Below are 14,184 nucleotides of genomic sequence, written 5' to 3' on the forward strand. Positions count from 1 at the left end.
TTCCGTCTGCCGTCAGCGTCCGCTGGGCGGCTCGGGAAAGCCGACTCGGGGAGCCAGCAGCCGGGCCTCGGCCGCCCAGTCGGCGAGGAAGGCGAGGGTCAGGCCGCGTTCGCGGTAGCGGAGTGCGGCGGGGACGGTGCCCGCGCCGCCGTAGTCCGTCTGCTCGTCGTCGGCCCGGGCCAGCATCAGCGCGGTGAGCCAGTCGTACTTCACGGCGGAGGCGCACACGCCGAGCCGTACGAGTCGTTCGTCGCCGTGCCAGCCGCTCTCGCGCAGGCCGTGCACATAGGCGTCGTAGGCCGCCTTGGCCAGGCCGGGGAGGTCGGCGGCGGGGACGAAGAGGTCGAAGACGGAGTCGGGGAGGTAGTTGCCGAGGTCCTCGCCGAGCGCTCCTTCGCCGGCGAACGCCCAGTCGAACAGGACGCTGTCGGGGCCGTCGGAGCGGACGTTGGCCGGCCACTGGTCGAGGTGGGAGAAGGTGCGGGGCAGGGACTCCATGACCGTGAGGAACCACTCGCGGTCCTGGTGGAGGCGGACCATGTCGGCGCGTAGGCCCGCCGGGAAGTGCTCCCGGACCAGGGGGTGCCGCCAGGCCTCGTCGTCGTCGAGGAGGTCGTGGTTCGCCGTCCTCCCTGAGACGTAGTCGCGCAGGAAGGACCGGGACAGCCACGGCTGGTCCTCCCCCGCTCCCGTCGCGCCCTGCGCGGCGCCGAGCCGGTGGGCGTGCTCGATGTGCCGGGCGAGCGGCCAGGTCGTCGCCGCTTCACCCGGTACGTCCTCCAGCCACAGCGCCACATCGCCGTCGGGGCGGTCGACGCAGGCCAGCAGCCGGGGCGCGCGGATGCCGTGCCGCTGCCAGACCTGGGCGAGCCCGGAGCGGTAGACGTAGGCCTCGCGGCGCCAGAAGTTCCAGTGCCGGGGGTCGTTGGAGGCGGACCAGGCGACGCTGGTCTCCTTCGTGCGCGTCAGCACCTTCACGACGGCCGAGCGGTCGCCTCCGGTGACCCTCCACACCCCGGCCGTGACGCCGTTGTACGGGTTGTGCGGGAGCGGTTCGAACACCGCCTTCCCGGCCGGGACTCCCAGGACCTCACGTACTTCGGCATCAGCGACAGCGACCTCGGGCATCCCCCGATGCTATGCCGACGCCTCCGCCGTGTCCTTGCGTCCGCGCAGCCACACGTACACCGGAATCCCGGCGAACAGGAACAGCACACCCTGGTAGACGGCCGCGTACCCGGCGCCCGCGATCAGCCAGAAGGAGAAGCCGAAGGAGAGGGCCGCCACGATCAGGTCGCGGGTGAGACCCGCGGGGCGGACGCGCTCGCGCGAGCCCCGGGCCAGCCAGTAGAGCTGGGCCGCCGCCGAGAGCAGATACGGCACACAGCCGGTGAACGTGGTGATCAGGACGAGGACGCGGAAGGTGGTGTCCGGGCCGGCCGTGTAGTTGAGGCCGATGAGGAGCGTGCCGAGGACCGCGCAGGCCCACACGCCGAAGCCGGGGACACCGCCCTTGCCGAGCTTCGCGAACGGCGCGGGGAAGAGACCGTCGCGGGCGGCGGCGTACGGCATCTGCGCGGCCATGAGGATCCAGCCGTTGAGGCAGCCGGTGATCGAGGCGACGGCGACCAGGGCGATGGCGGTGCCGCCCCAGGAGCTGCCGGTGATGGCGTTGACGGCGTCGGCGAAGGGGGCGCCGGAGTCGACGAGCCGGTCGTGCGGGACGAGGCCGAAGACGGCGATCGTGCCGAGGATGTAGACCAGGGCCGAGGCCAGGGTGCCGAGGACGCTCGCCCGGCCGACCGTGCGCTCCGGGTCGCGGACCTCGCCCGCGCTGACGGCGGCCGACTCCACCCCGAGGAAGCTGTACAGCAGCAGCGCGGCGGAGGCGGCCAGCGCCCCCGAGACGCTCTGGCCGGAGGCGTTGAACGGGCCGAAGTTGTCCGTGTCGACGAAGAACAGCCCGATCGTGGCGAGCAGCAGGAGCGGTACGAACTTCAGGATCGTCGAGACGACCTGCACCGTGCCGACCCAGCGCGTGCCCGCGAAGTTGGCGGCGGCGGGCAGCCAGAGGGCGGCCAGGGCGACGACGGCCTGCAGGGCGTGGTTGCCGTGCAGGGGTATCAGGACGTCGACGTAGCCGACGACCGCGACGGCCAGGGCGGCGATGCTGACCCAGCACATCGTCCAGTACGACCAGGCCGACAGGAACCCGGCGAACTCGCCGAACGCGTCGCGCGGGTAGACGTAGAGACCGCCGGTGACCGGGCTGCGCCGGGCCAGCTTGCCGAAGAGCAGCGCGAGCGCCACGGCCCCCACCGAGAGCACGACGAAGGCGAGCAGGCTGATCGTGCCATAGGGGGCGACGGTGGCGGGCAGGGCGAAGATGCCGCCGCCGATGATGTTGCCCATGACGAGTGCCGTGGCGGCCGCGAGGCCGAAGGTGCGGCGGGGAGCGGGGGCCGCCGGGGTGGCCGGTTCGGCGGGCTCGGCGGCCTCGGTGGGGCTGGGGACGGTCATGAGCGTTCCTGACAAGCGGAGGGGGAGGGTCCTGATCGTAACCGCCATCCCACATGGTGGTCGACCTGTTCATGTGCTGGACACAATCGGCTGGGTTCCGCCGCCGGATCTCGATTACCGTCGTGCCTATGACGAGCACCATCACCCTCGCCGAAGCCCTCGCCGCCGGGACGGTCGTCCTCGACGGCGGCATGTCCAATCAGCTCGAATCCGCCGGGCACGACCTGAGCGACGAGCTGTGGTCGGCGCGGCTGCTCGCCGAACAGCCGGAGGCGATCACCGAGGCGCACCTGGCCTACTTCCGGGCGGGCGCGGACGTGGCGATCACCTCCAGCTACCAGGCCACCTTCGAGGGCTTCGCCAAGCGCGGGATCGGCCACGACCGGGCGGCCGAACTCATGGCGCTCAGCGTGGAGTCGGCGCGGGAGGCGGCTCGCCGGGCGCGCGTCTCGCGGCCCCTGTGGGTGGCGGCCTCGGCGGGGCCCTACGGCGCGATGCTCGCGGACGGCTCGGAGTACCGGGGCCGCTACGGGCTCACGATCGACGAACTGGAGCGTTTCCACCGCCCGCGTCTGGAGGTGCTGGCGGCGGCCCGCCCGGACGTCCTCGCCTTGGAGACGGTCCCCGACGCCGACGAGGCCGCGGCGCTGCTGCGGGCGGTGCGCGGGCTCGGGGTGCCGGCCTGGCTGACGTACTCCGTCGCCGGTGGCCGCACGCATGCCGGGCAGTCGCTGGAGGAGGCCTTCGCCCTGGCCGCCGACGCGGACGAGGTCATCGCCGTCGGTGTGAACTGCTGCGCGCCCGAGGACGTGGACGCCGCCGCCTCGACCGCGGCCCGGGTCACCGGCAAGCCGGTGGTCGTCTACCCCAACAGCGGCGAGACCTGGGACGCCGGGGCCCGCGCCTGGACCGGACGATCCCGGTTCACCGCGGACCAGGTGACGGGCTGGCAGCAGGCGGGTGCCCGGCTGATCGGCGGGTGCTGCCGGGTGGGGCCGGAGGCGATCTCGGGGATCGCGGGGACGCTGGGCGCGGCGTAGCCGGGAAGCCCGGCACCAGTGCGCGCACACCCCTCCTCCCCTCCCCCGGCCACTGCTAGCCTCCGTCCATGGGAACCGGTTGCCATGGCGTTGCCGCAGCTCCCGAGGGGGCGGGTGCGGGCCGGTGCCCGGGAGAGACGAGGCAGGCATGACGAGGAAGAGCGGGGACGCGAGCCGCAGCACCATCCGGGACGTGGCGCTGCGCGCGGGCGTCTCGGCGTCGACGGTGTCCCGGGTGCTCGGCGGTGTGTATCCGGTGAGCGCGGCGACCCGCGGGAGCGTGCTGCGGGCGGTCCGTGACCTGGACTATGTGGCCGACGCGCGGGCGAAGGCGATCGCCGGTGTCGGCACGCCCACCCTCGCCTTCGTGCTGGAGGACATCACCGGCCCGTCGTTCGCGCACATGGCCCACGGCGTGGAGCGCGAGGCGACCCGGCTCGGCCATCTCTGCCTGGTGTGCAGCACGGAGGGCGATGTCCGGCACGAGTTGGAGTTCGTCGAGATGATGCGCGCCCAGCGGGCCGCCGCGGTGATCCTGGTCGGCGGCAGCGCCGACACCCCCGAGTACCGCGAACGCACCCACCGCATGGCGGACTCCCTGGCCTCGGCCGGTTCGCGCCTGGTGCTGTGCGGCCGGCCGCCGCTGGACCCCGGGGCCCCGGTGACGGTCATCGAGTACGACAACGAGGGCGGCGCCTACACCCTGGTCGCCCATGTGCTCGCGCAGGGGCATCGCCGGGTGCTGTTCCTCGGTGGCCGGGCGGACCACACCACGGCCCTGGGCCGTGAACGCGGCTACCTCGCCGCGCACCGGGCCCGGGGCCTCACCCCCGACGAGTCCCTCGTCCTGCACGGCGACTTCACACGCGACGCGGGCCACCGCCTGATGCGGCAGGCGCTCCAGGACGACCTCGACTTCACGGCCGTCGTGGCCGCCACGGACATGGTCGCGGCGGGCGCCCTCACCGCCCTGCACGAGGCCGGTCTGTCCGTCCCGGGCGATGTCTCCCTCGCCGGCTACGACGACATCCCCTTCGCCCGCGATCTGCATCCCGCCCTGACGACGGTCCACGTCCCCTACGAGGAACTGGGCCGTCTCGCCGTCCGCACGGCCCTCGAACACACCCCGGGCGGCGCGGACGAGCACCTGCTGCTGGGCACGCACGTGGTGGTGCGGGACTCGGTGGGACCGCCCCCGGCCCGGTGACTCCCCCGGGAGGCGCGGGGCCGGGTCAGCCGTGTACGTCGGTGCAGCGGTTGTCGTAGAAGCCGGGTGTGCAGAAGATGCCCGCCACGGAGTCTCCGATGGTGAGGCTGACCGCGCCGTAGGGGATGCGGGCGATGGTGGCCGCGTCGCCCGGAGTGTGGCCCAGTTCGCGGGTGTTGGAGCTGAGCACCTTGCCGCGCAGGGCTCCCCGGGGACCTTCCTTCACGGTGCCGGTGACGACGCCGCCCCAGGTGGCGGTGGCCGGGTCATCGCAGGGCGGGGCGTCGGTGGTGCAGTCGCTCATGAGCCGGTGGCGGTAGGTGAACTCGCCCTGAGCGGTGACCTTCAGCGAGCCCTGGGCCCAGGTCCAGGTGCCGGTGAGAGCCTTCAGTCCCTCGCCCTTCGTGGGGATCGGCTTCGGGGCGCGGCCCTCGGGGGTGCCGATCCAGACCCGGGTGCGGGCGGGCGGGTGGCCGTCCGGTTCCGGGTCGGTGCCGAAGGCGAGGAGGGTGCCCCCGTACTCGGCGGCGGCGTCCAGCCGCACCGACTGCCGGAAGCCGTCCTTGCCGCCCGTCGACTTGGTCCAGCTCCGGCCGTCCGCCGAGGACCACAGGGCGCCGGTGCTGCTGGTGGCCGTCTCGGCGGAACCGAGGGCCAGGAATCCGCCGCGCACCGCGACGACATGGCCGACCGTGCGGCCCTCGCCCCGGGCCCCGCCCGACGCGCCGGCCGTGCCCGCGCGCAGGGCCAGGGGCCGGGGCGGATCGGCCTGTCTGCGCCAGGTCGCGCCGTCGGAGCTGTGCAGGGTGACGGCCGAAGTGCCCCAGGGGTCGGTGCACTTCGCCCACACCGTGAACCCGTCCTCGTCGGCGAGGGCGGCGACCTCGGGGGCCCGGTCGGGCCACTGGGGGCAGCCGACGTCGTGCGGAGCGGCGAAGGAGCCCTGGTCCGCGGCGGTCCAGACCCGCAGACTGCGGCCCCTCTTCTGCTCGGTGTTCGGTTCGAACGGCCCGCCGTCGTGTCCGACCACGACGGTGCCGTGCGGCCCCCGGGCCGCCGCCAGCACGATGTCGGAGGAGTCCGCCTTCGGCAGGTGTTCCGCCTTTTCCCACCGGCCTTTTCCGCGGTAGCGGATGGCCGCGGGGAAAGTCTCCCCGTCCCGGAAGAGGGACCCGGCGGCGATGACCTCGCCCTCGTGCTCGGCCAGGACGCTCGCCGACATCTGCTGCTCCGAGGGCCGGGACCGGCGCCATGCGATTCCGTCCGTGGAGCGGTATATCTGCGCGTTGCCGCTCTGCGGGCGGGCCGCGAGAAGGAATCCGTCCTTCGCCCCGACGAGTGCGGGTTCCGACATCCCGAAGAAGTCGGGCGGCAGGTCGGTGAGGGGAATCTGGCGCCATTGCGCGCCGGCCGTGTCGGGGCCGGACCGGTCGTCGTCGCGTCCTCCCTGACAGGACGAGAGCAGGAGCACGGCGCTGAGCAGGCACAGAAGCTGCCGGGGACGCCGGGTCGGGGGCGTGGTGGCCACTGCTCTCCTTCGGTCGGGTGCCGTGCCGGGAAAGGAAGGATGACAGAGCTTCGGAGTTCTTGTGACATCTCCGCACACACGAGAGGGAGTTCGATTTTCCTCGCACATGATGGCGAATCAACTCGCCCGTGAAACTCCTGTTTCTTGTGCTTCTGATGATGCGTTTGTGATCTCGCTTGTGCGTCCGGTAATCCGACTCCTCTGCGAATTAGGGATTTCTGGCTGCTTTCCGCCCTTGTTTGCTGCCAAGATGACCTCCCACAAATCGTGCAGTCATGAAAGGCAGTCGTGGCCGAAGACCCCATGCTCCCCTCCGCGGTCCGCGCACTGCTGCACCGCCTGCCGCCCGGGACCGACACCTGGGATCTCATCGACCCCCTCACCGGCAAGGGCCAGCCGCTGTGGGGCTTCCTCACCGACTGCGTCGCGAGGGACGACAAGGCGACGCTCCGTCAAGTCCTGACCGACCGGACGCCGTTGCACGACGTCCTCGACGAGGCCCCCGCCTACACCCGAATAGAAGAACCCGCGGACGCTCCCCTCGTCGTGGGCGAACCGGCCGCCGCGCGCGCGTTACGGGCCTACGCCGCCCTCGGGCTCGTCCTCGTCGGGGACGCCGACGACGCCGGGCACCATCTGCGCATCGGCACGTCCTGGCTGGCGCGCAGCGCCGCCGCCGCGCGGGCGAACGGCCCGGAGACGGCGGAGTGGACCGCGCCGGACGACTCGCGACACGGCGAGCGACTGGCCTCGCTGCTCGCCTCGGACAGCGTGGACGACTCGGTCCGGACGCATCTCGCCCTCGTACTGCTCGCTCTCGACGGGGCGCTGCCCAAGCCGCTGCGCGGGCCGGGCCTGACGGTGCTCGCCGAACGGGGCAGTATCGGAGCGCGTTTCGATCTCCGGCTGGACCTGGTCCGCGGGCTGCCCTCCGGGCTGCTGCCGGATCCGCGTGTCATGTCGGGGTTCCTCGGCGATGAGGGATTCCGCAGTGCGCTGGAGGACGCCTGGCGGATCGCCCGCCCGGCGAAACCGAAAGGCGCCGTGCTGTGGTCGCTGCGGGGCGGGGACGGCCCCGTGGACCACGTCGGCGACTCCTCCTTCGGCGCGGCCTTCGCCGTCCTGCTGTCGGAACTCGGCAGGACCCGGGGCAACCCGCTCGGGCCGCTGCGGCTGAGCAGGGTCAATCCCCGTACGTCCGTGGTCGGGGCGATGTCCGCCGAGAACACCCGCGTCATCCAGTCCGTGACCGGGTACCGGGCCAAGCTCAGCGTGGTGGAGGACGGCGAACGCGTCGTCGTACCGGAACGGGACGAGCGGCAGGTCCGTGACCTCGGCGGCGGGGCGAGTGTCGTCGGCGCGGCCACCGTCGAGGAGGCCGCCAAGGCCGCCCGGCGGCTGGACGTGCGCGCGGCCTCACGGCTGGTGGCCGGGGTGCTGGCGACCGGCCTCGTCGCCTCCCTCGTGGCGTGGGGCTTCGCCAGCGGCGAGAGCGAGCGGAACAACCGCCGGGCGGTGGCGGCCGGACTCGCCGCGAAGGCGGTCGGCATGCGCGGCAGCGAACCGCGCACGGCAGGTCTGCTGGCCCTCGCCGGGTACCGGATCGACCCCGGGAACAAGGACGCCGAGAACGCGATCCAGGAGGTCCTGGAGACCAACCGCAACACCGTGCGCAGCTGGAAGGCCGACCGGACCGTCAGCGTCCTGGCCGTCGACGACGCCGGGCACCGGGCGTACACCTCGGGCATCGCCGACACGATCCAGGTGTGGGACACCGGGTCGGGGCGGAAGCTGGCCGAGGTGAAGGGGCGGGCGTCCGGTCTCGTCCGGGGCGTGGAATCGGGCATCCTCGCGGCCCATGACGGCAGGGACGTGAGGCTGTTCGATGCCTCCGGCGACAAGCCCGAGGAGCTGGGGACGGTGAAGGCGCCGTCCTGTACCGGTGCCTACAGCGAGATCGTGGGGATGGGCTTCACCGACAACGGGTCAGGGCTCACCACCGTCTGGGACGACGGCGCCGTCAGCGAGATCGAACCCGCCAGCCGCACGGTGACCGGCTGTACGCGGCTCAGGGATGTCGCGGGAAAGACGCTGCTCGGACGGCTGCCGACGACGAACCGGCTGGCGATGAGCGCGGATGTCGTGCCCTCCTATGCCGGCCCCGGCGGCGGCGCGGACCAAGTGGTCCTGCTGCTCACCACGAACGAGGTGGTGTCGGTGAACCTCCGCACGAAGAAGGCGGCCACAGTCCTGCCCGCCGAGGACGTCCCCGGCGGCGCCTCACTGGTCCAGGCGTCGCAGGACGTGGTGACGGTGGCCACCAGTGGCGGAGTCCTGGCCTGGGACCGCGCCCGCAAGCGCAGCACCTATCCCCTGGGCGGGCTGTCCACCCGGCCCACGGCGATGGAGCTGGAAGCCAACGACGTCGTGATCGCCGGGCCGGGCGGCACGGCCGTGATTCCCGTGCAGTCCTCCCCCGACGGCGCCTCCGCGCCGCTGTCCGTGCCGAGCGGCGGGCGCACCGTCGCCGCGGTACGGGCCGGTGACGGCACGGTCGTGACGGCGGGAGAGGGCCGTGTCACCGTGCTCGGCAACACCCCGGTGCACCGCGCCCTGCCCCCCGCGCAGCCGTCCACGGGCTCTGTCTTCGGCCCCGGAAACATCCTGCTGCTCACCGACTTCAGGACGAACGCCTCCTACGGTGCCTACTCGATCGACCTCGACTCCGTGCCCGAGACGATCAGCGCCGTGGGAGCCTCCTACGAGCACGTCACCGATTACCCCGCCTCGGGCTCGTACATCAACGCCCTCGCGCTGTCCGACAAGTTCGTGGCCGCCGTCGGCCAGAGCCGGGGCATCGGGACGGTGACCTTGTGGAAGCGGGACGGCACCTATCTCCGGCAACTCGACATGTCCCCCGAGGAGGACAAAAAGCGCACAGAGCTTCCCGAACGCATCGTCTCCCAGGTCGACTTCGTACCGCATCACGGCCTGCTGGTGGCTCGGCACGTCAGCGGAGACGTGGGGGTCTGGCAGACCGGGACCTGGCGGCGCCTGGGCACGATCGACCTGGCGGCAGGGACCTCGGACATGGCGATCCACGGCAGGACCGGTGTCTTCACCGAGGGCGAGGGGGACGAGGCCCGGCTCGTCATGGTGGACCTCGTCACCCGCCGGAAGCTGCGCTCGGTCGCCGCCCCCGGCGTCGTGCGGGTGACGTACTCACGGGACGGCTCGCGGCTCGTCACCCTCGACATGACCAGCGGCACCGTACGGCTGCTGGACGGCAGGAAACTGACCGCGCTGGGCGACCCCCTGCGCATGCCCGAGGGTGAACTCGCCGTCGACAGCGCGATCTCGCCGGACGGCCGGCTGGTGGCGACGGCGATGGGAGACCGCGTCCTCGTCCACAACCTCGACTCCGGGCAGCAGTCGATGCCGCCGCTGCGCGACGTCAACGGCACCGACGTGGTGCAGGTGAAATGGTCACCGGACGGTACCTATCTCGCCGGGGCCTCCCTGCCTCCGCAGCGCGAGCACAAGCAGCCGGGCGCCGTCAACATCTGGAAGATGACCGAGGGTTCCCTCGAGAAGCGCCTGTGCGACTGGACCGACGGCGGTCTGTCGCGCGACGAGTGGGAGAAGCACGTGGACGAGTCCGTGTCGTACATCGAGCTGTGCGAGGACGTGAAGGAGTGAAGCGGCTCGGCGCGGGGGTGAGACGGGCGGCGGCCCTGGTGGCGGCGGCCGCGCTGCTGGGCGCGGGCTGTGACGTGCCGGGCGGCGGGGACGACGCGTCGGACGACGGGAACGGGCCGAACGCCGCGCACGGTGCGCCGGTGCTCGCCTTCGTCCGGCCGGTGGCCCGGGAGATCGTCCTGGCGGACGCGGCCGGCCGGACCTGGCGCGGCGCGAAACTGACCGCCGGGGCGGACGATGTCCGCTGGTCCCCCGACGGCTCCGCCCTGGCCTGGATCGACGACGAGAACGACAGCCCCGACGGACGGCGCCTGCACCGCCTCGACATCGCCTCGGGGCGCGAACGGACAACACCCTGCGCCTGCCGGGGAGTCGGCTTCCTCGGTGACGCCGCGGCCACGGTGAACACCAGCGGCGAGGCGCTGCTGCTGTACACCGCCGACGGGCGGGTCCGGCGCGCACAGCTCAGCACCCCGGTGTCGGCCTACGCCCGGGTCGCCGCCGGCGGCCGGGACGCCGTGACGATCGCCGACCTGCTGCCCGAGGAGAAGGCGGGCCGCGGCCAGTTCCAGATGCTCGCGGTCGACCGGTCCGGAACGGTCCGCCCGTTCCGGCCGGCCGGGACGCCCACGGCGTTCAGCGAGGGCGTGCAGTCCCCCGACGGGCGGCGCATCGGCTGGTCCTCGCACGACTCCGGCGGAGCCTGCTGGAACGTCGGGAGCGTGCGCGTCGCGGCCTACGGGCAGAAGGGCCGCGAGGAGCCCGAGCGTCCCGCCGACGTCGCGATGACCCGCGCCCTGCTGGAGGACCGGCTGCACGTGACCGGTCTCGCCTGGGCGGGCGAGGGCCTCACCGCGACGTTCGGGCCGATGACGGGATGCCAGGCCGTGCCGCCCGAGCGCTTCGTGTCGTACTACCTGCGCGACGGCGCGTGGCGCTACATCGGCTCGGGCATGCTCGCGGTCGGCTACGGCGCGAAGGGCCGTGCCGCGCGGCTCCTGGCGCCCGAGCGGCCCCGGCCCGAGAATCCCGACGAGTTGTATCATCCGCCCCTCGGCGATCTGGAGTTCACGGACGGGGACGGTGAGCGCCGGGTCATCGGTACCCGGGTGTCGTCGTTCGTGTTCACCTCGGCGGAGAGCGCCGGGGCAGCCGTACCCAAGGCGGCACCCCAGCCCGCACGGACCGGTGTGGCGAGGACGACCGACCGCGGGGAGCCGGTCCCGGCCCATCTGCGGGCGCTCGCGCAGCGCATCAGGGACGCGGCCGAGGACGACGACGTGGCGGCGCTGCGGGCGCTGTGCGACCACTGCGACGACGAGACCCGGGCGGCCCTGCGGACCGCCGAGGGCCGCCGCGACCTGGTGCGGCTCCTCAGCAGCCACCCGGGGCTCAAGGAGCACAGCATCGTGTTCCCGGGGCTCGCGGCCCACCGCTGCGTCGACCACCCCGGGCAGGACATCACCTGCACCGCCGCGCAGATCCACGACATCGCGCTGCTGGACATTCCCGAGGCGGACCAGGACACCTACGAGGGCACCGTGTACGAGGCGGATTTCGAGCAGCGGCTGCACCTGCGGACGGGTTCGGGCGGCAAGGCGCTGTGGGTGGGGAGGTGGGCGCCGTGACGTGCGCCGACGAGATCGAGGGCCCGGAGCAGGAAGGCGCGGATTCGGCGGCGGCGGAGGCGGCGGACTGCCTCTGCGGCCGCGGCTGTCCGCCGTACGCACCCGGCCCCGAGGCGGTGGAGTCACGTGCCTCGAACGGGCCGGTGATGGCGGGGGACGTACTGCGCGGGGAGCGCGTCGTCGGCTTCTCCTACGCGCAGCCGCCCGACGGTCGCCTGCCCGAGGCACGGGACGACCGGCTGCTGACCGAGGCCGATCACCAGCCGGACGCGCCTCCGCAACGGCCCGTGCCCACGGTCAGGCCCCCGGGGCCGGGCGACGAACGGCTCCCCCACGACCGGCTGCCGGCGCGGGCCGTGGTGCCCGCCGCCCGGCGCTCCCGGTGTCTGCCGGCGGCGGTGGACGACCTGCTGGCCGACGGCTCCGCGCCCTGGGGGCGGGTCTTCGACCCCATCGCCCGGACCGTACGGGAGGCCGGGCACGAGCTCTGGCTGAGCGGTGGGGCGCCCCGGGAACTGGTGGCGGGCAACGGCCGTGAGGCGGTCCGGGATCTGGATCTGACGGGCACCGCGCCGGCGGGCCGCTTCGCGGAGCTGGCACGCCGGACCCTGGAGGAGGACGGCGAGACCTACGAGCTGCGGGCCCGCGTGAGCCCCGACACCCTGGTCTGCACCGTCTACCGCGACGGCGGGCCCACCCCGCTCATCGAGTACCGGGGCCTCGGGCTCGGCGGCTTCCGCTTCCCGGCCACCGGCACCGACCTCGTCGCCGACAGCCTGCAACGGGACTTCACCGTCAACTGCGTCCTCTACGACTTCGAGCGGCACCTCGTCCTCGACCCGAGCGAGCGCGGCCTGCCGCATCTGTCGGCACCGGGGCGCGCCCTCGTCCCCGTCAGCGCCTCGGGCGACCCGCTGGTGCGGGCCGCTCTGGCGGTGCGGGCGGTGAAGTTCCTCGTACGCTGGCAGACCGACGGTCCGGTGGACACGCGCGAACTGCGCGCGTGGACCGACGAGTTCCCCGAGGACTTGGCCGACCACGTCCGGGAGCGAGGAGACCAGGCATGGGACCGGCTGCTGGCCCTGCACCACGAATGCCTGGGCGGCGTCCCCGCGCAGCGTCAGACGGCGGTGGCGAGCACGCTGGGAGCGGGCGTGGAGCGACTGCTGAAGACGCTGCTGGGGAGCGCCGAATGAACGGCCCCACGATGAACGCTCCCTCGACGGGTGACACCGTTCCCCACCGCCCCCTCTCCGCCTGGGTCGCCCGCCTCGGCGTCGACGAAGGAGCGCACCGCATCACCGGACCGGTGAACGACGGGGCCGAACGGACCGACGCGCGCACGCTCCCCCTGTTCCAGGACCCGGCCTGGCGCAGAACGGGCCTGGTGGCGCGGCGGGACGGCGGCCCCGCCGTCCCGGCCCTGGCGCTCAGCCACCCCGGCCGCGGCATCTCCTATGTGGAGCTGGACGACCACGGCCGCCCCCTGCCCGCGAGCGCGGACGGCACGGACCTGGTCGCCCGTATCGAGGAGCACTGGGAGGCCCCGCCCGCCGAACCGGACGTCCTGCGGGTCCTCGCCGGGGAGAGCCTCGACCTCAGACACGCCCTGCTGTACCGGCTCGCCTCCGAGACCACCGCGCCCCCGGTGCTCTTCCACGCGCTGCCCTGGAGCGACCTGGACACCGTCACGGGCAATGTGCTGGCCGTGCTCGACGGGGCCACGTCCGTCGAGCCGCCCGGGTTCGAACTCCGCCACTGGTTCACTCCCGCGGCGACCCGGCTGGCGGGTCCCCTGGCGGTCCTGGAGCGCGGTATGCGGGAAGGGCGGGGGCCCGCAGCCCTGCGGCATGAAGCCGTCTCCCTGCTGACGGGGCTGCTGTCCGCCCCCGCGGAGAGGATCCCCGGCCACACCGCCCAGCGGCTCGCCCTGCTGGCCGACCGGCTCGGCAGACGCGACCCGCTGCTGCGGCACACGGCCCGGGTGGTCGCCTCCCGGCTCCACCCCGGGCCCCGGACCGGGCGGCCCCCGTCCTTGTCCCTGCGCCTGGAGTCCGTGCTGCCCGCCGCGGCCAGGCGGACCGAGCGTTCCTACGGGACGACCGCCGAGGACGAGTTGTTCGAGGCCGCCGCCGAGCACACCCCCGGGGGCCGGGTGCGGGTGACGCTGACGCTGCCGAAACCCCTGCGCACGGCCGAGGAGAGCTGGATCGACGCCTCGGACGGCATCGTGGCGCCGTTCGTGCTCCGCCCGGCCGAGGCGGCACCCCAGCGGTACTGGGTCGCCCTGCGCAGCCGGGAGAGCGCCCTGCTCGGTGTCATCGAGCTGTTCGCCCCGCAGGACCGGTTCGAACTGGTCGCGGACGAGCCACCCGTGCCCTTCGCGGCGCTGCGCACGGTGCCCGCGATCGAGCTGGTGCCCTCGCTGCACGCGTCCTCGAACGCCACCCTGCGCCTGTGGGAGACGGCGGCGAGCGCCCTGCCGCCCGAGCATCCCGTACCCGTGGCCCTCCGGCTCCGCCTGGAGGACATCGCCCGCCGGTGACCGACTACGAGGAGGCA

At 73.3% G+C, this 14,184-nt stretch carries 9 protein-coding genes; 6 read left to right on the top strand and 3 right to left on the bottom strand.

What is annotated here, in order from left to right; translation table 11 throughout:
* Positions 1–12 precede the first annotated feature (12 nt).
* The gene (locus NNW99_RS06655) at positions 13–1,128 is read right to left on the bottom strand and encodes an aminoglycoside phosphotransferase (RefSeq protein WP_215117767.1); all 1,116 of its coding nucleotides are present in this window, start codon (positions 1,126–1,128) and stop codon (positions 13–15) included.
* 9 nt (positions 1,129–1,137) lie between these two features.
* A complete protein-coding gene (locus NNW99_RS06660; protein WP_215117768.1) occupies positions 1,138–2,520 on the bottom strand; it encodes an amino acid permease in 1,383 nt (460 codons plus the stop codon).
* A gap of 128 nt (positions 2,521–2,648) precedes the next feature.
* On the opposite strand from NNW99_RS06660, the gene mmuM reads away from it, so the two are divergent.
* Both mmuM and NNW99_RS06670 read left to right on the top strand, forming a co-directional pair.
* On the top strand, positions 2,649–3,560 hold the full coding sequence (gene mmuM, locus NNW99_RS06665; RefSeq protein ID WP_215117769.1) for a homocysteine S-methyltransferase: 912 nt from the start codon (positions 2,649–2,651) through the stop codon (positions 3,558–3,560).
* A 148-nt stretch (positions 3,561–3,708) separates the two neighbouring features.
* Positions 3,709–4,767 (top strand): LacI family DNA-binding transcriptional regulator, encoded by a 1,059-nt coding sequence (locus NNW99_RS06670; protein ID WP_215117770.1) that lies wholly within the window; start codon positions 3,709–3,711, stop codon positions 4,765–4,767.
* A 25-nt stretch (positions 4,768–4,792) separates the two neighbouring features.
* Here NNW99_RS06670 and NNW99_RS06675 read toward each other — a convergent pair whose 3' ends face one another.
* Positions 4,793–6,295, bottom strand: a complete 1,503-nt coding sequence (locus NNW99_RS06675) for a hypothetical protein (protein ID WP_215117771.1) — start codon at positions 6,293–6,295, stop codon at positions 4,793–4,795.
* Between the two features lie 288 nt (positions 6,296–6,583).
* Between NNW99_RS06675 and NNW99_RS06680 the strand changes: the two genes are divergently transcribed.
* Genes NNW99_RS06680 through NNW99_RS38975 form a run of 4 tightly spaced genes read left to right on the top strand, consistent with a single transcriptional unit; the run spans position 6,584 to position 14,167 of the window.
* The gene (locus NNW99_RS06680; RefSeq protein WP_215117772.1) at positions 6,584–9,994 is read left to right on the top strand and encodes a WD40 repeat domain-containing protein; all 3,411 of its coding nucleotides are present in this window, start codon (positions 6,584–6,586) and stop codon (positions 9,992–9,994) included.
* Positions 9,991–11,622: a hypothetical protein gene (locus NNW99_RS06685; protein WP_215117773.1), complete on the top strand. Its 1,632-nt coding sequence runs from the start codon at positions 9,991–9,993 to the stop codon at positions 11,620–11,622. The genes NNW99_RS06680 and NNW99_RS06685 overlap by 4 nt, the downstream gene beginning before the upstream one ends.
* Complete coding sequence (locus tag NNW99_RS06690) at positions 11,619–12,818, top strand: hypothetical protein (protein ID WP_215117774.1); 1,200 nt, start codon at positions 11,619–11,621, stop codon at positions 12,816–12,818. The genes NNW99_RS06685 and NNW99_RS06690 overlap by 4 nt, the downstream gene beginning before the upstream one ends.
* A complete protein-coding gene (locus NNW99_RS38975) occupies positions 12,815–14,167 on the top strand; it encodes a hypothetical protein (protein ID WP_215117775.1) in 1,353 nt (450 codons plus the stop codon). The genes NNW99_RS06690 and NNW99_RS38975 overlap by 4 nt, the downstream gene beginning before the upstream one ends.
* The last annotated feature ends 17 nt before the right edge of the window (positions 14,168–14,184 follow it).

The sequence above is a fragment of the Streptomyces sp. CRCS-T-1 genome, from assembly GCF_024442335.1.
Lineage (GTDB): Bacteria > Actinomycetota > Actinomycetes > Streptomycetales > Streptomycetaceae > Streptomyces > Streptomyces koelreuteriae.

What these genes read in the sequence shown, in the direction of transcription:
- NNW99_RS06670 (WP_215117770.1), top strand. Translation starts at nt 3,709, where the DNA reads ATGACGAGGAAGAGCGGGGACGCGAGCCGCAGCACCATCCGGGACGTG.
- mmuM (WP_215117769.1), top strand. Translation starts at nt 2,649, where the DNA reads ATGACGAGCACCATCACCCTCGCCGAAGCCCTCGCCGCCGGGACGGTC.
- NNW99_RS06660 (WP_215117768.1), bottom strand. Translation starts at nt 2,520, where the DNA reads ATGACCGTCCCCAGCCCCACCGAGGCCGCCGAGCCCGCCGAACCGGCC.
- NNW99_RS06655 (WP_215117767.1), bottom strand. Translation starts at nt 1,128, where the DNA reads ATGCCCGAGGTCGCTGTCGCTGATGCCGAAGTACGTGAGGTCCTGGGA.
- NNW99_RS38975 (WP_215117775.1), top strand. Translation starts at nt 12,815, where the DNA reads ATGAACGGCCCCACGATGAACGCTCCCTCGACGGGTGACACCGTTCCC.